Annotated in this window: 13 protein-coding genes and 10 tRNA genes; 12 read left to right on the plus strand and 11 right to left on the minus strand. The window is 70.3% G+C overall.

Going from position 1 to position 17,400, the window contains the following annotated elements; genetic code table 11:
• Positions 1-3: 3 nt before the first annotated feature.
• From KZ829_RS25905 to KZ829_RS25925, 5 genes are all read right to left on the minus strand, one after another.
• On the minus strand, positions 4-1,203 hold the full coding sequence (locus tag KZ829_RS25905; protein ID WP_220146522.1) for an MFS transporter: 1,200 nt from the start codon (positions 1,201-1,203) through the stop codon (positions 4-6).
• Positions 1,204-1,241: 38 nt separating this feature from the next.
• Positions 1,242-1,712 carry a MarR family winged helix-turn-helix transcriptional regulator gene (locus KZ829_RS25910; protein ID WP_229795038.1) on the minus strand — a complete coding sequence of 157 codons (471 nt, stop codon included), beginning with the start codon at positions 1,710-1,712 and terminating at the stop codon, positions 1,242-1,244.
• A gap of 22 nt (positions 1,713-1,734) precedes the next feature.
• Positions 1,735-2,202, minus strand: a complete 468-nt coding sequence (locus KZ829_RS25915; RefSeq protein ID WP_220146523.1) for a cytidine/deoxycytidylate deaminase family protein — start codon at positions 2,200-2,202, stop codon at positions 1,735-1,737.
• A gap of 79 nt (positions 2,203-2,281) precedes the next feature.
• Positions 2,282-2,926 (minus strand): GTP cyclohydrolase II, encoded by a 645-nt coding sequence (locus KZ829_RS25920; RefSeq protein ID WP_220146524.1) that lies wholly within the window; start codon positions 2,924-2,926, stop codon positions 2,282-2,284.
• Between the two features lie 167 nt (positions 2,927-3,093).
• On the minus strand, positions 3,094-4,281 hold the full coding sequence (locus KZ829_RS25925) for an AI-2E family transporter (protein ID WP_220146525.1): 1,188 nt from the start codon (positions 4,279-4,281) through the stop codon (positions 3,094-3,096).
• Between the two features lie 392 nt (positions 4,282-4,673).
• On the opposite strand from KZ829_RS25925, the gene KZ829_RS25930 reads away from it, so the two are divergent.
• The 11 genes from KZ829_RS25930 (at position 4,674) to KZ829_RS25980 (ending at position 7,111) form a co-directional block, all read left to right on the plus strand.
• On the plus strand, positions 4,674-5,915 hold the full coding sequence (locus KZ829_RS25930) for an MFS transporter (protein WP_308285660.1): 1,242 nt from the start codon (positions 4,674-4,676) through the stop codon (positions 5,913-5,915).
• Positions 5,916-6,240: 325 nt separating this feature from the next.
• Positions 6,241-6,314, plus strand: a tRNA-Trp gene (locus KZ829_RS25935).
• A 52-nt stretch (positions 6,315-6,366) separates the two neighbouring features.
• Positions 6,367-6,439, plus strand: a tRNA-Phe gene (locus KZ829_RS25940).
• 11 nt (positions 6,440-6,450) lie between these two features.
• A tRNA-Glu gene (locus KZ829_RS25945) sits at positions 6,451-6,525 on the plus strand.
• A 28-nt stretch (positions 6,526-6,553) separates the two neighbouring features.
• Positions 6,554-6,626, plus strand: a tRNA-Gln gene (locus tag KZ829_RS25950).
• A 12-nt stretch (positions 6,627-6,638) separates the two neighbouring features.
• Positions 6,639-6,711 (plus strand) — tRNA-Thr (locus KZ829_RS25955).
• Between the two features lie 14 nt (positions 6,712-6,725).
• Positions 6,726-6,800 (plus strand) — tRNA-Asp (locus KZ829_RS25960).
• A 4-nt stretch (positions 6,801-6,804) separates the two neighbouring features.
• Positions 6,805-6,878 (plus strand) — tRNA-Ile (locus tag KZ829_RS25965).
• Between the two features lie 3 nt (positions 6,879-6,881).
• Positions 6,882-6,953 (plus strand) — tRNA-Val (locus KZ829_RS25970).
• Positions 6,954-6,958: 5 nt separating this feature from the next.
• A tRNA-Glu gene (locus KZ829_RS25975) sits at positions 6,959-7,032 on the plus strand.
• A gap of 5 nt (positions 7,033-7,037) precedes the next feature.
• Positions 7,038-7,111 (plus strand) — tRNA-Asn (locus KZ829_RS25980).
• A gap of 188 nt (positions 7,112-7,299) precedes the next feature.
• On the opposite strand, the gene KZ829_RS25985 is transcribed toward KZ829_RS25980, so the two are convergent.
• A complete protein-coding gene (locus KZ829_RS25985) occupies positions 7,300-8,487 on the minus strand; it encodes an MFS transporter (protein WP_220146526.1) in 1,188 nt (395 codons plus the stop codon).
• 165 nt (positions 8,488-8,652) lie between these two features.
• On the opposite strand from KZ829_RS25985, the gene KZ829_RS25990 reads away from it, so the two are divergent.
• A complete protein-coding gene (locus KZ829_RS25990; protein WP_220146527.1) occupies positions 8,653-9,240 on the plus strand; it encodes a dihydrofolate reductase family protein in 588 nt (195 codons plus the stop codon).
• On the opposite strand, the gene KZ829_RS25995 is transcribed toward KZ829_RS25990, so the two are convergent.
• The 5 genes from KZ829_RS25995 to KZ829_RS26015 form a co-directional block, all read right to left on the minus strand.
• Entirely contained in the window at positions 9,210-10,742 is a 1,533-nt protein-coding gene (locus tag KZ829_RS25995; RefSeq protein ID WP_220146528.1) for a tetratricopeptide repeat protein, read from the minus strand. The genes KZ829_RS25990 and KZ829_RS25995 overlap by 31 nt on opposite strands.
• 42 nt (positions 10,743-10,784) lie before the next feature.
• Complete coding sequence (locus tag KZ829_RS26000; RefSeq protein WP_308285661.1) at positions 10,785-12,785, minus strand: galactose oxidase-like domain-containing protein; 2,001 nt, start codon at positions 12,783-12,785, stop codon at positions 10,785-10,787.
• Positions 12,786-12,965: 180 nt separating this feature from the next.
• A complete protein-coding gene (locus KZ829_RS26005; protein ID WP_220146529.1) occupies positions 12,966-14,957 on the minus strand; it encodes an SAV_2336 N-terminal domain-related protein in 1,992 nt (663 codons plus the stop codon).
• Positions 14,954-15,958: an AAA family ATPase gene (locus KZ829_RS26010; protein ID WP_308285662.1), complete on the minus strand. Its 1,005-nt coding sequence runs from the start codon at positions 15,956-15,958 to the stop codon at positions 14,954-14,956. The genes KZ829_RS26005 and KZ829_RS26010 overlap by 4 nt, the downstream gene beginning before the upstream one ends.
• Positions 15,955-17,400, minus strand: coding sequence for a VMAP-C domain-containing protein (locus tag KZ829_RS26015; RefSeq protein ID WP_220146530.1), 1,446 nt, complete (start codon positions 17,398-17,400; stop codon positions 15,955-15,957). The genes KZ829_RS26010 and KZ829_RS26015 overlap by 4 nt, the downstream gene beginning before the upstream one ends.

Genomic DNA, 17,400 nt, shown 5'->3' on the forward strand with positions numbered 1-17,400 from the left:
ATGTTATGTCCGGGCCTTCGCCGGTTCCGGTGCGGGGGCGCGACCCAGCTCACGGACCGCCGGGACGAGCAGCAGGGCCGCGCAACCGAGGACGCCGACCAGCACCGACGAGCCGAGGACCAGTTCCGCGCCGACGACCGCGGCGACCGGCCCGGCGAGCGCCTGACCGATCGGGAGGCTGCCGGTCGAGCCGAGCACCTCGTACGAGGTCATCCGGTTGAGCATGTCCGGCGGCACCTGGGTCTGCACGCTGGTCTGCCACTGCACCGACCAGAACGCCCAGACCAGGCCGTTGACCGCGGCCGCGGCCAGCAGCAGCGGCAGACCGGCGTGCAGCGCGATGGCCAGCGGCAGCAGCACGAAGGCGAACATCGCCACGGCTCCGGCGGCGAGCGGGCGCGCGGGCCGCAGCCGGAGGGCCGCGATGCCACCGCAGACGGTTCCGGCGCCGAGGGCGGAGTGCATCCAGCCGTACGCGGTGGCGCCCAGATCCTCGCTGACCAGGGTGGCGCCGAGCGGGATGAGCGGGCCGAACAGGAAGATCCCGTAGAAGACCCAGACCAGGATCACCGACCAGATCCACCGCCGGGCGCGGAACTCGTGCCAGCCGTCCCTCAGGTCGCGGATCGTCGACGACGAGGTGCGCGGGACCTCGTCCAGTCGCAGGCCGGCCAGGCAGAGGGCGCTGATCGCGAAGGTCGCGGCGTCCACCGCGTACACCGGACCGGGCCCGAGGAACGCGAAGATCAGGCCCGCGGCGGCCGGGCCGAGCATCTCGGCGATCGCGACCGCCGTACGGATGACGGCATTGGCCTTGAGGGGATCGCTCGCGACGAGTGGCACGATGCCGTTGACGCCGGGCTGGAACATCGCGGCGGCCGCGCCGCTGACCGCCGCGCAGACGATCAGCAGGCCCAGCGACGGGGTGCCGGTGAAGAAGGCGACCGCGACGACGCCCTGGGCGACGAGCCGCACCAGGTCGGCGCCGAGCATCAGCGGCCGGGCGCCGAACCGGTCCGCGAACACCCCGCCGAACAGGATGCACCCGAGCATCGGCAGCATCCAGGCGGCGAGCACCAGCCCGACCCCGGTGGCGCCGTGGATCCGCCCGACCGCCAGCGCGGCCGCCACCGTGAGCATCGCGTCGCCGAAGACGGAGACGGCCCGGGCCACGAAGTACCGGATGAATCCAGTGGTCCACATCCGCCGATCTTTACTCGATCGACCCCGATAGGTAAAGTTTATTTACTGTTTGTGAGGGGCGGCACCAGCTTGGCGGTGATGTCGCGCAGACGGGCGACGTCCTCGGCGGTCAGGTGGTCGAAGACCAGGCGGCGCACCTCGGCCACATGGCCCGGCGCGGCCGCCCGCAACGCCGCCATCCCGGCCTCGGTGAGCTGCGCGATCTGGCCGCGCTTGTCGCTCGGGCAGGCCTGCCGCAGCACCCAGCCGCGCTGTTCGAGATTGCTGACCGCGTGCGACAGCCGGGTCGTGGTGGTCCCGGTCAGCCGGGCCAGCCGGGTCATCCGCATGGCCCGGCCCGGCTCGGCGCTGAGCGTGGCCAGAATCTGGTAGTAGGCGTGCGGAATGCCGGCGTCCTGGCGCAACTGCTGGTCCAGGGCGGTGGGCAGCATCATCAGCACCTGCGCCAGGTTGATCCAGGCCTCCGGCTCGGCGCCGGTCAGCCACCGTACGGGCGAAGCGTCGGTCACCTGCTCATCCTCCTCGATCCTTCTAGACGGCGGGCGCGAGCAGGTGGGCGTTGACGTCCCGGACCAGATCGCCCAGGCCCGGGTGCTCGACCACGGTCACTCCGCCGTCCTCCAGGATGCGCACACCCTCGCAGTCGGCGAACAGCGACGGCTCGCGCAACGCCAGCACGACCCGGCCGATCCCGGCGGTCAGGATCAGGTGCGTGCACGAGGTGGGCCGGGACCGGCGGGTCGTGCACGGCTCCAGCGAGCTGTACATGGTGGCGCCGGCCAGATCGAGGTCGCGGTGGCCGGCCAGTTTGGCGAGCGCCGCCTCCTCGGCGTGGTGGGCCGGGTGCGACTCGCCGGTGTAGCCGGTGGCCAGCGCCGTGCCGTGCCGGTCGACGACGACGGCGCCGACCGCGTAGTGGCTCGGCGACGGGGGAGAGAGCCGGGAGAGGTCGATCGCGGTGGTCAGCCAGCGCCGGTCGACGTCGTACGTGAAGGCCATGCGGGGGTCCCTTCGGCGAGGGGTGGTGACGTCCCATCGGCACGCCGCCGCCCGAATCGACGATTCCGGCCGGTCCGGATCAGCCGGCCAGCGGCAGGTCGATGGTGTGGTGGGTGTGCGCGACCTTGGCCGACAGGTAGCGGGCGTTGGCCTCGGAGAGGTGCACCCCGGTCGGGATCCGGTCGGCCACCTCCACACCGAGGGCGTCCAGTTGAGCGGCCTTGTCCGGATTGTTGCTCAGCAGCCGGATCCGGCCGGCGCCCAGCACGGTCAGCATCTGCGCGGCCGGGGTGTAGTCCCGCTCGTCCTCGCCGTGGCCCAGCGCCAGGTTCGCCTGGTAGGTGTCGAGGCCGGTGTCCTGGAGGGCGTAGGCGTCGAGCTTCGCGTACAGGCCGATGCCGCGGCCCTCCTGGCGCAGGTAGAGCAGGAAGCCGCCGGCCTCGCTGATCCGCTCGGCGGCCTCGCGCAACTGTGGGCCGCAGTCGCAGCGTTCGGAGCCGAAGACGTCGCCGGTCAGGCACTCGCTGTGCGGGCGGACCAGGGGCGCCCCGCCGCCGGCGATCGCGGCGCGCCAGTCGCCCAGGCCCAGCGCCAGGTGCTCGCGGCCGTCGGACAGCCCGTGGAAGGTGAACACCTCGGCCGCGGTGGCGTAGCCGTCCGGGAACCGCAGGGGCACCGTCACCCGCGTACGAATCCGCGCCGCGGTCGTCGTCGTCACCGTCATGCCCGCCTCCGAAGTTGTTGAAGTTTCACATTCGAGCATCCGCGCCGAATGTTGAAAGATCAATAACTTCGCCTGTGGTTCCGGTCACGCGATCCACCGCCGCGTTCGGCGGATCGCGTCGTGCGTACCGTGAAGGGGTCTTCGCCTCCGCGAGGTGGTGGTGGCCGCTATGCGCTGGTTCCGGTCCGGGTCACGGGCGTCTCGGCGGGGGAGTAGGCGGCGTGTACGGCGTGCGCGCCCGCCGAGTGGGCCCGCTCCGCCTCGCCGCCGGTCACCGGCACGCGCTCCTCACCGACCGTCGGCTCCGGTTTGGGCCGCCCGTGGCGGGTGTCCCAGACGTCCCGGGCCAGGATCTGCAGGATGCCGGCGACCGGGATGGCCAGCAGCGCGCCGAGGATCCCGGCCAGCTCCACCGCGAGGAGGATCGCCACCAGCACGGTGAGCGGGTTGAGCTGCACCGTCCGGGCGAAGACGACCGGCTGCAACAGGTGGTTCTCCAGTTGCTGGTACAGCACGAAGAACGCCACCACCACGATCCCGGCGGTGGTCGACTGGGTGAACGCGGCGAGGCTCGCCACGACGGCCCCGATGGTGGCGCCGACCAGCGGGATCAGGTCGGTGACACCGACGAACAGGGCGATCAGGCCGGCGTACGGCACGTCCATGATCAGCAGGGTGACGAAGGTGAGCGTGCCGCAGACGAAACTGATCAGCAGGTTGCCGGTGAGGTAGCCGGTGACCGTCTTGGCGCAGTCGTGCCCGACCCGGCGGATGTGCTCGGCCCGGCGCTCCGGGAAGAGGGCCAGGAACCCGTCGACGACCTTCGGCGCCTCCAGCACCATGAGGTAGGACAGCACGAAGATGGTGACGACGCCGGCCACCCCGGTGGCCACCGAACCGAGAAGGGCGATGGTCGGCGCGCCCAGGCCGGCGGCGTAGCCACGGATCCGGTCGGCGTTGTTCTCGGCGTACTCCAACAGATGGAACCGCTCGGCCAGGCTGCCGACCGGACCGCGGCCCGCCCGCAGATCGTCGATGATCTGCGGGAAGTTCGAGATCAACTGGGCGCCCTCCCGGGCCAGCGGCACCACGAACAGCGTGATCAGGCCGCCGAGCAGGGCGAACGCCGTGAGGAACACCAGCAGGGTGGCCAGCCAGCGCCGGCCGAACGCGCCGCGCCGGGTCACCCAGCCGACCGCCGGGTGCAGCGCCACCGCGAACAGCGCCGCGATCAGGATCCAGGTCAGGACCTGGCGTGTGTGGTACGCCAGAAGCAGCACCGTCGCGGTGGCCAGCACGATCCCGATGACGGCGAGCGTACGGCGCGCGACCACCGCCGTGTCAGTTTGCCCCATGCGCGCCGGGTACCCGGCCGCCACCAGCGCAAACGGGACCGATCCGGTCCGCTGGCCGGGCGCTGCGCCACGGTGACGGCCATGCTCGGCGGCGGGACCCTCGACCTGACGGCGGCCGTCCGGGCCCGCCTGGAGCGGGTCGCCCGCGCCGTCACCACGGACGGCGGCGGCCTCGGCGACTGAGACCGGCGTATCCGGTCGATTGTCCGCCGGTCCCATGTGTACCGGCCGGACATCCGCGGTGGCGCCGCCCCACGAATCGGTTCCGATCGGTCGAGGGGGAAGCGAAGGAGGCCACCGATGTCGCCGGCCACTACTGACAGTGTGCTCATCGCTACTAACATCAAGCGGATGTGCATCGACGGGGATAAGTGGATCGCGGGAGCCGGGTCGTGACCGATCAGGCGGTGCGCGTCGTGGTCGCGCCGGAACCCTCACCGGCCCCCGCGGTCACCGGTCGCGGGTGGCGGGGACTCGCGGTCGTGCTGGGCTCCCAGGCCTGCGCGCTGTCGGCCAACCGCATGCTGCTGATCGCCATCCCGTGGCTGCTGCTGACCAGCACCGGTGACCCGGCCAAGGCCGGGCTCGTGACGCTCTGCCAGGCACTGCCGTACGTCATCGTGCAGGTCGTCGTCGGGCCGCTGATCGACCGGCTCGGCGCGCGGCGGATCAGCATCGCCGGTGACGCGATCAGCGCGGTCGCCATGATCCTGCTCGCGGCGACGCCCGGGCCGCCGCTGCTCATGGTGATGCTCTGCATGGCCTGCGTGGGGGCGGCCGACGGGCCGGCCGTCGCCGCCAAGCACACCCTGCTGCCGGGGGCGACCGAGGACGCCGGCCAGCCGATCGAGCGCGGCACCGGCATGGCGACGGTGATCGAGCGGGCCGCCACCAGCGCCGGGCCACTGGCGTCCGGAGTGCTCGTGGCGGCGTTCGGCGCCCGTACCCTCTGGGCCGTCGCCGTGCTCTTCGCCGCCGCCGCCCTGATCGGCGTCACCGGGCCGCGGGCCGCGGGCCGTTCCCATGCCACCCGGCCGGGCGGCTACGTGCGGCAGCTGCGCGACGGCGCGGGCTTCCTGCACCGCGATCGCTCGCTGCGGGCCATCGTGCTCATGTACGTCATCACGAACTTCCTGGACCAGGCGTTCCTCACGGTGCTGCTGCCCGTGTGGGCGCACGGGCACGGCCACGGGGTCGCGTTCGTCGGCCTTCTCAGCGGCGTCTTCGGGGCGTGCGCGGTGTTCACGGCCGCGATCGCCGCCTGGATCGGCGCCCGCTTCCCCCGCCGGACCGTCTTCCTGGCGGCGATCATCGTGGCCGGGGTGTCCCGGTACGTGGTGCTGGCCGCCGACGCGCCGCCCACCGTCGTGCTGCTGGTCTTCGCGGCGGCCGGGCTCGGCAGCGGCGCGGCCTGCCCGATCGTCGAGGCGGTCGAGGCCGAGCGGGTCCCCGACCACATGCGCGGCCGGGTCCGCACCCTGATCGTCGCCTGGGCGTGGGCCGGGATCCCGTTCGGCGGCCTGGCCGGCGCCGCCATGCTGACCGCCGGCCTGGGCACGGCCCTGTGGGCGTGCGGCGCGGTCTACCTGGCCGCGGTCGTCCACCCAGGATTACGAGTGACCTGGCGCCGTTGACCCTTGACAGACCGCCGGCAACTCATCGATCTGCTGCTCAACGGGCATTCCGCGAATCGCGCTGATCTTTTCGGAAAATAGAATTGCGCGGTACGGCGACCGCTGGCTATCGTCGTCCTCACAACACACCGCAACGGAATCAAGGAGCTTTCGATGAACCGCTGGCAAACCGAAACGATCTCGGTCGCCGTCGTCATCGAAGCCTTCGATGAGCAGGTGAACGACTTCGAATCCCAGCCCGGGAGGCGCTGCTAGCGCCTGCGGAAGCGCCCAGCGCCGAAGCCGCCTCCCGGACCCGGGGAAGGCGGCTTCACTGTTTTCACATAGGGGTGTGGCGCAATTCGGTAGCGCAGCGGCCTCCAAATCCGAAGGTTGCAGGTTCGAATCCTGTCGCCCCTGCTTTCCCTGCGAGAAATTCGCGGAGCTGACAACTGAACAGTGGCTTTCACAGGCCCATCAAGCTCAGACGGCGGAGCATCCGGTTGAAGCCCGGGAGGTGCGCGGTTCGATTCCGCGGGTGGGTGCGCACGACAAGGGACCAGCGGAGCAGCCAGGAGTGCTCACCGGTCTCTCAATCCGGAGGTCGCGGGTTCGAATCCCGCCTGGTTCACGACACGGCCGGCATCCGCCGGTCACTTTCCGAGATGGTGCAACAGGCAGCACGCCCGGCTCTGGACCGGGAGGTTCGAGGTTCGAATCCTCGTCTCGGAGCGCAAGCAGCACGCCGTTGTAGCTCACCGGGTAGAGCGGCCGCCTCGTAAGCGGCAGGCAGGCGGTTCGAGTCCGCCCTTCGGCTCGAAAGGAGAACATGCCGACGCAGGGGAGTCCGGAGTCCCCGTCACCCCGTCAAGGTGAAGATCGCGGGTTCGAATCCCGTCGTCGGTGCGAGGCTGGTGTAGCTCAGTCGGTCAGAGCATCGAGCCGATAACTCGAAGGCCGGCGGTTCGATTCCGTCCACCAGCACACGTCCGGCCAGCTCAACGGAAGAGTGCCGTCCCGACATGGCGGAGGCCGCCGGTTCGACTCCGGCGCCGGACACGCGTGGAGCCGTCGACTAAGCGGTCAGGTCACCGTCCTTTCAAGTCGGAAGGTGCGGGTTCGAATCCCGTCGGCTCCACTCCATCCCTCGTCGCCCAACCGGCAGGGCAGCGCACTGTTAATGCGTACCGGTGTCAGTTCGAGTCTGACCGAGGGAGCGGTAGGGCAAGGCCCGGTCAACGGTTTGAAACCGTCGCCGAGCCGTTGGCCGCACACGAGACAGCCTGTGTGTGCGGGGGCCAGGGCCATCGGGCGGATGGGATCGCACGGCATCGCGACCGTGTGCGCCTGCCCCGCCGACGGGCCCGCGACCCGGACGACGCCGCGGGACGGCCGGCTCGGTGATTCACCGGACCGGGGCCGGGGCGTCCTCCCTCACCGGCCGCAGGCACAGCGCCGCCGTCGCCAGGCCGGCGACGGCCGCGCCGCCGAGCAGCAGCCGGTAGTCGGCGACCGCCAGCAGGCTCGCGCCGGTCGCCTGACCGATCGCGCCCGGCGCGAAACTGAGCAGCGTGACCGTGCCCGAGACACGGCCGAGACAGGCCGCCGGGACATCCCGCTGGAGAACGGTCGCACCGATGATCAGCACCCACGGCGCCGCCAGGCCCGCGAGCAGCGCGGCGACGAGCACCGGGGTGAGCGAGGGCAGGCAGCGCAACGCGGCACCGGCCGCGAAGAGGGCGATGCCCGTCCCGGCGAACACGTGCGGCCGCATCCGTCGCTGCAACGGTCCGGCCAGCAGGCCGGCGGCCACCGATCCGGCGCCCTGCACCGTCAGAAGCACACCGGCGAAGGCCGGCGCCCGGTGCAGGCCCTCGTCGACCACCGCGAAGACCGTGGTGCCGGCCATCCCGACCAGGAACATGAGCGAGGACGTCGACAGCACGATCCGCCGCAGGACCGGTTGCCGCCACAGCTGACGGGCGCCCTCGGCGATCCGCTGCCGCCAGGGCTCCGCCGTCGGCGTTCGCTCGATCCGAACCGGACGGATGAGCAGGCACAACGCGGCCGCCACGAAGAACGTGACCGCGTCCAGCACGGCGACGCCCGCGCCGCCCAGCCAGGTGAACAGGCCCGCGCCGAGCAGTGGGGCGGCCAGTTTCACGCCCTCGGACGCGGACATCCGCAGCCCGTTGAGGTCGCCGAGCTGATCCGCCGGGACCGCGGCCGGCAGGACCGCGTTCTCGGCGGCGTCGAGGACCACGAAACTGACGCCGTAACAGAGCATGACCGCGAAGATCAGCCACACCTGGGCCTCGGTCTCGACCAGCAGCAGGAGCAGGAGCAGCAGGCCCATCACCGCGTTGGCGCCGATCATCACCCGCTGCCGGCGGGGCGCGCGGTCCACGATCGCCCCGATCACCGGCCCGGCGAGGGTGGGCGCCCAGACCAGGAAGCCGACCCAGGCCGCCAGGCTGCTGTCACCGGTCAGCGCCATGACCCAGATGCCGGCGGCCAGCATCATCGCGTTGCTGCCGAAGCTGGAGACGAGAACCGCTCCGAGATATGCCGTCGCGCTCCGGCTCCACCTCACCTGACACTCCTCCTGGGTTGAGTCATCGGGGCTCAACGCTAGGTGTCCGGTTTGGCGGGGTCAATGGCGATTTTGTCAATAAATAATTGACAACGTTCGGCGATGAATTTCGGGCCGGAGTGCGGTCTTCTATGGCGACGACCCCGAAAAGCAGGGAGAAGACCAATGGGCACGATCCACATCGACCTCTTCACGACCCTCGATCTGGTCGGCCAGGCGCCGGGTGGGCGCGACGAGGACCCCGACGGCTTTCCGTACGGGGGATGGCAGTTCTCGCAACCGGACGAGATCGTCGGCGAGCACGTGGTCGCCGGAATCCTGGCTACGGACGCCCTGCTGCTGGGCCGCCGCACCTACGACATCTTCGCCGGGTACTGGCCGCACCAGGACGATGTCATCGCCGAACGGTTCAACAGCATCCCGAAGTACGTCGCCTCGCACGGCAGCCCCACCCTCGACTGGGCCGGCACCTCCCAGCTCGGCCCGGACCTGCCCGCCGCCGTCCGCGAGCTGCGCGACAAGCACGACGAGGTGCACGTGATCGGCAGCCTCAACCTGGTGCAGACCCTGCTGCGCGAACGCCTCTTCGACCGCCTCAACCTGTGGGTCCACCCGCTCGTCCTGGGCGTCGGCAAGAAGGTCTTCGACGGCGGCGCCGTCCCCACCTCGCTGACGTTGGCCGAGCCGCCGATCACGTCCGCCCGCGGCGCCGTCCTGCTCCGCTACACCCTCGGCGACCCGATCACCGCCTGACCCGGCACCGCTCCAGCCGCGCGGCCAACCCGGGCGCTACCTTCCGCAGTTCGGTCAGGTCGGTACGGGCATCGAGCAGGTGTGCCCAGACGACGCCACGCGACGTACCGGGTCCGTAGTGCCCGGCTGAGGTTCGACTGACAGACCGGCCGGTCCGGGTGACCGATCGGGACCAGGGCCACCGCCTGTCGGCCGACTCCGACGGCCTCGTGCAGATCCTCGCCGGCGCCCGCATGGTCGAACCGCTCCAGCAGCACCAACCCGAGGCTGGAGAGGCGGCCGGCGGCCTCCGGGTGGTCGGCGGGCGTCATTCGTACCGCCGCGCGAATCACGTCCACGGCCCGATCCAGATCGGCTTCGGCCCGAGTGCGCCCGAACCCGGCATGCAGAACGGCGCCGAGCAGCTCCAAGCATCCGGCGCGGCCGATGTGTTGATCGGGTGTGACCGCGAGCGCCCCCTCGGCGGCGTTGATGGCGTCCTCCAGGTCGGCGCCATCGCCGGTTCGCAGGAACCGTTCACGAAGCAGGCCGGCGAGACGGGAGAGGGCGGCGGCCTGATCGGGGTGACCGTCGGGGCTGGCCGCGACCTCTCGGCGGGTGGCCGTGACGGCCGCGGCGAGATCGGCGTCGGATCCCGTACGCGCGAACCGCGCCGCCATCACCCGGGCGAAGGCTGCCAGGTGAGCGGCTCGATCGGGATCGTCAGCGGCCACCATCGCCGTCGCCCGCCGTGTGGCGTCGACGGCCTCCTCCAGATCGGCGTCGGCCCCTCCCCGCTCGAAGCGGTCCACCAGGGCCAGCCCGAGATCGTTCAGGCTCCGGGGATGATCCGGGCGACCGCCCGACCGGGCCACCGCCTCCCTGGCGTATGCGATGGCCTCGGCGAGATCGGTGTCAGCGCCGGTGTGGCGGTACCGTCCCCGTAGGACGCCGGAGAGGTTGGTCAGAACGGTGGTTCGAGCCGGGTCCTGGCCGGGCACGGCGATCACCGCCCTCCTGCCCGCCTCGACGGCTTCGTCGAGGTCGGCCAGGACACCGGTGCGCCGGTAGCGTTCCCTCAGCGTGCTGGAGAGGCTGGTCAGTAACAGTGCTTCTTCGCGGGTATTCGCGTTCGTGGCACCGATCGCCTCTCTGGCCGCATCGATGGCTTCGTCCTGGTCTGCTTCGGCGCCCGTGACGTCGGCCCGCACCAGCAGGGCCGCCGCGAGGTTGGTGAGGCAGGCGGGCCGGTCGGGATGGTCATCGGCGATCATGTCCAGCGCCGTCCGTGTCTCCGTGCAGGCCCGATCCAGGTCGACTCGGTCGCCCGATTCCTGATAGCGGACCCGGAGCCTGCCGCCGAGGTTCGTCAGCAGGAGGGGACGGAACGGGTCGTCAGCCGGCAAGGTGACGGCCAGGCCGGCCATCAGATCGATGATCTCGTCCGGTAACGCGAAGGCCTGGCCGTTCATGACCGCACGCAGACGGTTCCGGAGATACCGCTGACGCTCGGGATCCGGCATCCATCCAACCTGGATCGTCGCTGCGACGTACGTCAATACCCGTCACCAGGTCCACTTCTGGAGGGCGGCGCCCGTACAGGTGGTGATGTTGATCTGGGCGTTGTTGGCGGTGGAGGCGGCGGCCAGGCACAGGTTCGTGTTGCTGAGCGGGCGGATCGTGCCGTCGGCGTTGGACCGCCACTTCTGGGCGCCCGTGTTGTTGCAGGTGAACATCCAGATCCGCTGGCCGGACGCGAAGTTGCTGTTCGGGACGTCCAGGCAGTTGCCGAGCATCCGCCACGTCCAGTCGCTGATCCTGGTCAGGGCCTGCGCCTTGGTGTTGTTGCAGGTGTAGGCCTGGAGGTAGGTGCGGGCCGCGATCGCCGAGCCGGGCACGTCCAGGCAGCGGCCGGTGCTGTTCCGGAACGGGCTCATCAGCGGGTTCGGGCCCTTCGCCACCTGGACGATCTTCGCGACCGACGGGACACCGTCGGCGTCGACGATGAAGAGCATGTAGTAGCCGGGCGGGGCGACGCCGCCGGTCAGTGGGCCGGCGACGGTCAGCGTCGTACCGGAGGTGGTGAACTTGAGCGGCACGTAACGCTGGCCCTGGTCGACGCCGTGGGTGACGTCGGCCAGGCCGACCAGGGCGACCTTGCGGATGCCGGCCGCCTGCGGGCTGGTGACGGTGAAGACGCCGTTCACGCTCACACCGGCCGGCGCGGCGCTGATCACCGGCCGGTCGGCGAGCTCGCCGCTGCCGTCCTTCCGGTAGAGGTACGGCGGGGTGAAGTATTCGATGTTCTTCTCCAGGTAGCCCACCGTCACGCAGGCCGCGCAGATCCCGCCGCCGCCGGTCAGGACCCGCCCGTCGGGCAGCAGCGCCGCCGTCGAGTGGTACTGGCGGATCCGGCTCGCACCGGCCAGCACCGTCCACTGTCCGGTCGCCGGATCCCAGCGTTCGGCCGTCGTCACCGCGTGGTCCAGGTCGACCAGGCCGTTGACGGCGGCGCTGGTCATGCCGCCGGTCGCCAGCACCGAACCGTCGGCGAGGACGGTGGCGTTGAGCTGACGCCGCCCGGCCGTCATCGCACCGGTCGCGGTGACCGTCGGATTGGCGCCGTTGCTCGTGTTCAGCACGACCGCGGTGCGGGTGGGCACCTTCGCCACGCCGTCCTCGGTGACATTGCCGCCACCGACGATCAAAGAAAGACCGATATCGTACGGGGAGAAGCTCCCGTAATCACGATTGATCGCATCCCGGGTGGCGGTTCCGGTGATCACCCCGTCGCCGGAGGTGGTGATCGTGTATCCGGTCGTGCCGGGCCCGAAGAACGCGAGCTGGGTGTCCGGCCGCGACCCCATGAACGGATAGACCCGCGCACTGTACTTGGTGAAATTGGTCAGTTTCCGAATGGCGCCGTCGGTCTGGTAGACCTCGGCCGTCGCCGGCCCGCCACCGATGATGACCTCTTCGCCGTTCGCCGTCTCGGCCACCGACGGGTACCAGCGGGCCGCGGCCATGTCGTTGCCGCGGGTCCACGTCTCGGTCTGCCAGTTGAACACGTAGGTGCGCACCGTCCCGGCGAGCTGCGCGTTGGCGTTCCCGCCGGCGACCAGGATGTTGCCGTTGGCCAGGTGCGCGAAGCCGGCGCAGAAGATGTTGCTGCCCTGGAGGTCGACCCGGCGGAACGTGTCGTCGGCCGGGTTGAACACCATGGCCCGGGTGAAGCTGTGATCCGGATAGGTCTCGGTGGGGTTGTCGCCGACCGAGTCCCAGATCAGCACCTTGCCGTTGGGCAGCACCGCGGTGAAGACCGGCACCACGGGCGTGTCCACGACCGGGCTCCACGATCCGGCGGTCCCGGGGTCGGCGACGGCCGCCCGGCTCTGCGCGGTGCCGGGTCGGCGGCCGGTCTCGCGGTGGATGCGGTCGGCGTTCTCTCTAGTCCGCTGCTCGATGACCCGCATCGGGGTGCCGACCAGGTCCTGCTCCCGGTGCTGCTGGTCGTCCTCGGCGTGCCCGTGCGCCTGATGATCATGCGCGGTGGCCCGGGATTCCACACCGACGGCGATTGTGGCCGCTAATAGACAGCATGCGGTTATGGCGCGACGCAGGTTCACGAGAACCTTCCTTTCGGCGGCGCGCCGGGAATCATTTTCGGTCTGTCGGAACGGCCTTTCCCCCGTGATCTATTTCGCGCCGTCCAGTTCGGTCACCATAACCCCGCAGTAAGGTGGCCTTCAATATTTATATACGCCTTTGAAATGTATGATCATGGACGCCGTACCCTGGCCGGCCACGCCGTGACGATGTTGCCATTCCGTCCGGCTCTCCACCGTCAGGTAACCGGTCACCGGCCTCGCCGTCCTCACCTCGGACAGGGCCAGTAGGGCTCCGGACTCCCGCAGGCGGGCGGAGTCCTGCTCCGGAAGGACCGGAGCATCGATCACCAACCTGGTGAACGCGTTCTGCGGCATGTCCCAGGTGCGGCTGAACGTGAACGGCAGGCTCTCCTGGAACAGCGGTGCGGCCACCAGCGGGTCGAGGATGGCCATACCGGCCACCAGGGCCGGCGGGACCTCGGTGAGCAGGTCGGGGAGCGGCTCGTTGACGACTGTCGTCTGGTGCAACTCCGGGGCCGAGTCGTGCAGAACGGTCTCGAGCCGGGTTGCCGCGTCGGCAAGGACGCCTCCGAAGCCGCCGAGAACCGCCACGGCCACCTCGGCCAACAGCCTGCTGTCCGGGAACTCCGCCAGGTACCCGCCCGGCGCCTCGGCGAGTTCGAACAGGTCGACCGTGCCGAACCGGCGGGTAGGTAGCGACTCGGCGTCTTCGGCGAGTCGTCCCAGGATTTTGAACGTCTGCTCGCGATCGTTGGTTCGGAGCAGTTCGTGGCGGACGCCGGGGAGGAACTCGTACAGCACCTCGTCGGGATCGTCCACCGGTGGCGCGGCACGCTCCAGGAGTCCCGAGAACAGGACCTCGACCAGGTGACCGCGATCGGATTCCGGGAGCCAGGCCCGCTGCACGGCCCGGGCCACCGGCAGGGTCACCGGAACCGCCGCGAGATGGCGGGCCAGGTCGAAGGCGGTCGGTGTGACTTCGGCCCGGAAGCCGGCGACCCGTTCGACGGGCGACTCCGGAACGAGGTCGTAGTCCCCGTACACGTCGTCGCTTTCGTCGGACAGGGGCAGGTAGCCGACCGGGAGGAAGTCCATCGGCGCCGCTGCCGGCCGGAGCGACACCATTGTCGTGATCCACCGGCGGATGTCACCGTCGTCGATCGGGATAACCGGCACCCAGGCGCCGTCGACCGAGGTGTCGGGCGGGGCGGACCGCCAGATGCCGGGCCGGTGCTGCCGGGGCAGGGCGCTCTCCGGCGGCAGGGCGGTGCGCCGCCACAGCGATTTCGGCAGTGCCTGGAACGTGACGACCGGGTTGTCGGCGCTCCACCGCTGCAACATCTCGGCCGTGGCGCCGCGCCGCCACCGGTCGTCGATGCCGTCCGTCACCAGGGCGATCAGGCGGCGGCCGACCGGGTCGTGCAGTTCGGACGGCTTGTGGACCCGGCCGGCGGCGGTCACCAGCGTGGGCGAGCCGTCAGGGCCGTCGGCCGTCAGCCGCCACACCCGTACGTCGCGGAATACACCGGCACGGCGCATCACCCGCTGGAAGGTGTCGACGGTCTCCCGCCAGAGCACCATGGAGGGCGAGTCGTCGACGACCAGCGCCAGGTCCAGCCAGCGTTCCGTGTGCGCCCGGGTCACGACTATGGGCCAGCCCGTCTCCGCCGACGCGCGGGCGGTGGCCTCCTCGTCCAGGACGATCCGGCCGGGGCGCGGTACACGCCGCCGCAATGGCCGCAGCGACCGGCTCGTCACCGTGGTCTCCGTCGCGGGGGCAGGTCGCCGTAGTCCGACCCGCCGACCGCCGCCCGCGACGCCGCCTCCGGCCGCAGCGGGCGAGGGGATCACGACCGAGCCGGTGATCGTCGCCGGTGCCGGCACCGGAGGACGTGGCGGGACAGGCGAGGCGCCACCCGAAGGCGGCGGTGTGGTCTCACCGGTAGTGGGTTCCGGGACGGCTTCGCTGTTCGGGGCCGTCGTGTCCTCGTCGCCGTCGATGCCGGCCGGAACGGTGGCGGCATCCCCCGGGGCGCCACGCATCAACCGGGCCATCCACAGCAGGTCCAAGAGGTTCTGGACGTCGAGGTCACGATCGGGCCGGGTCACGGCTGATCGTCGAGAGGACCGAGCAGGCGGTCGGCGAGGATGGTCCAGTCCTCGTCGGTCTTCTTCACACCGGTGCGCAGGCTCAGCAGGTTCAGCAGCTGGTCGGTGGCGTACGTCCCGTCCTTCTTCTTGAGGGCCTCGGCGAAGTCTCCGACCAGGTCATTCACGACCGGGTCTGCCAGCAGCTCCGAGCCCAGATGAGCCTCCACGATCCGGCGCAGCTTGGTCCGCGACGGCGGCGGGATGCGCAGTGAGACGCACCGGCGCAGGAACGCCGGCGGAAACTGCCGCTCGCCGTTGCTGGTGATGACGACGATCGGGAACTGCGCGCATTCGACCGCACCGCGTTCGATGTCGGCGCTCTGCCCGTCGTCGGTGCGGACCGTCACCGTTCGGGTGGACAGCCGCTGCAGCTCCGGGATCGCGAACCGGCCCTCCTCGAACACCGTCAGTAGATCGTTGGCCAGATCGATGTCGCCCTTGTCGAACTCGTCGACGAGCAGAACCCGTGGCCGGCTGCCCGGCAGCAGGGCGGTGCCGAGCGGGCCGAGACTCAGGTACTTGCCGATCGGCGCCCCGGAGCGGCCCGGCCGGCGCGTCCGTTCCTGCAGCCCGGCCGCGTGCAGCCGGCCCACCGCGTCGTAGCGGTACAGGCCGTCCTGCACCGTCGTCCGGCTGGTGATCGGCCAGTAGAGGACCTCACCGAGCTGGAGCTCGTACGCGATGCTCAGCGCCAGCGTCGATTTTCCGCAGCCGGGCGGTCCGCTGACCAGCAGAGGGCGGCGTAGGTGGATTGCGGTGTTCACGATGAGTGCCTCGTCGCGTTCCGCCCGATATGTCGACGCGAGATGACGCCGCCGTTCGGCGCGGGCGTCCTGCCCCGTGGGCAGCGGTCGCTCCACCGCCCGGCCCCCGAAAGAGCGCCACGGCGGAGCGGGCGGAATCTCCCAGGTGTGGGGTTTGCCGTTGCCCTGATAGATCCACAGGGGATTCTCCGTCACCGTGCACCTCTACGTTGTGGGGGCGTGCGCAGGGATCGGCCCCGGATGGGACGAACCTGGGAGTCGTCGTAGACCAGGGAGACGCTCGCGGCATCGGTGCGCATCGCGCGGATTTCCGCGGGTAACCGATCCGGCTCCGCAGCGCTCACCGTGGCGTGGACCCGGTCGTGCAGAAGGCCGACATCACCGTCGTCGCGCAACCAGAGAAGCACCGGCACGCCTTCCCGGATCGCGTCCAGGATGACGTGCCGGGCGGGCCAGGTGCTGGGCGGGCGATGCTGGCTGGCGAAGATCGCCACCGCGACCTTCTCGTCCGCCGGATCCCGCCACTCCCGTCTTGGCACGGCGGTAGCGTCGACCAGCCGTACCAGTTGTTCGGGTCGGGCCTTGTCCTGCATGTGCAGCAGGCCGCTGCGGTGCTGCCACTTCCGCTTGGAGAGCGCGCTTCGTTCCCGCTCGTCCAAGCGGATGGTGACCTCCCAGTAGGCGCCGATCGCGTCCCTCGACAGAAGGCACTCGTCGACCGGCTCACAGAGCAGGTTCAGCGACAGCACGATCTCGAAGCGAAGTTCATTGTGGTCGATGTGGCTGAGCAGCGGCGCAGCGGCGGCGAGGGCATCCTCGGCGGCCTCCCGCCAGTCCTCGTAGACGGCCTCCGCCTGATAGACGAAGTAGGTTTTGGTCTCCTTCCGGTACACCAGGGCCTTGGGCCGGATGAGGCTGTCCTCCTCGTACAGGACGATGTAGGCCAGCACCCGGCCGGTCACCGATTCCGCTGCCGCCGCCTGTTCCTGGACGCGCCGGCGGTCTGTCTCCGACACGTTCCTTCGCTTCGCGACGTCGTCCAGCAGGCGTAGCAGGATCGCGTGCTCCGCACGCCCCTGAAGTCCCTCGTATACGGCGAGATGCTCGAGGAAGGTGAGCACATCCGGCATCGATTCACCGGGGCATATCCGCCGATCCAACAGGTCGATCATCGTGTGGAGATCCTGTGAGGCGGCGAGTTCCATCCTTCCGACGTGCCCCAGCGCGGACCAGACGATCAGCGCCACCTCGGACTCGTCGGGCAGGCAGTCCGCGTCGTCGAGTTGATCGAGGAGCCGGGCGACGTCGGCACGCTCGTCGTCCGTCAGGACCGACGTCGCAGCCCCGGCCTCCTGCAGGCCGGGCGCCGGGCCGAGGGCGAGGAGTCGATCGTGCCAGTGCGAGATGGTGGGTTCCCTCGCCGCGAGACGCACGAAACGGTCGAGCAGCCTCTGGCCGCACAGAACGTCGATCAGTTCCTGTGCGGTGGATCGGACGTCCTTGGACCGCGGGAAGGTGCCGGGGATCAGGCGCGCAGGCTTGGCCAGACGCTGCAACGAGTCGATGTCGGCGCACGCTTCGGCAAGGATTTCGACCAGAAGATCCTTGCGCTCCTGACCCCACTCCGGATCGGTCAT

The sequence above is a fragment of the Actinoplanes hulinensis genome (assembly GCF_019429605.1).
In the GTDB taxonomy this organism is placed as follows: Bacteria; Actinomycetota; Actinomycetes; order Mycobacteriales; family Micromonosporaceae; genus Actinoplanes; species Actinoplanes campanulatus.

What these genes read in the sequence shown, in the direction of transcription:
- KZ829_RS25905 (WP_220146522.1), bottom strand. Translation starts at nt 1,203, where the DNA reads ATGTGGACCACTGGATTCATCCGGTACTTCGTGGCCCGGGCCGTCTCC.
- KZ829_RS25915 (WP_220146523.1), bottom strand. Translation starts at nt 2,202, where the DNA reads ATGGCCTTCACGTACGACGTCGACCGGCGCTGGCTGACCACCGCGATC.
- KZ829_RS25920 (WP_220146524.1), bottom strand. Translation starts at nt 2,926, where the DNA reads ATGACGGTGACGACGACGACCGCGGCGCGGATTCGTACGCGGGTGACG.
- KZ829_RS25925 (WP_220146525.1), bottom strand. Translation starts at nt 4,281, where the DNA reads ATGGGGCAAACTGACACGGCGGTGGTCGCGCGCCGTACGCTCGCCGTC.
- KZ829_RS25990 (WP_220146527.1), top strand. Translation starts at nt 8,653, where the DNA reads ATGGGCACGATCCACATCGACCTCTTCACGACCCTCGATCTGGTCGGC.
- KZ829_RS25995 (WP_220146528.1), bottom strand. Translation starts at nt 10,742, where the DNA reads ATGCCGGATCCCGAGCGTCAGCGGTATCTCCGGAACCGTCTGCGTGCG.
- KZ829_RS26015 (WP_220146530.1), bottom strand. Translation starts at nt 17,400, where the DNA reads ATGACCGATCCGGAGTGGGGTCAGGAGCGCAAGGATCTTCTGGTCGAA.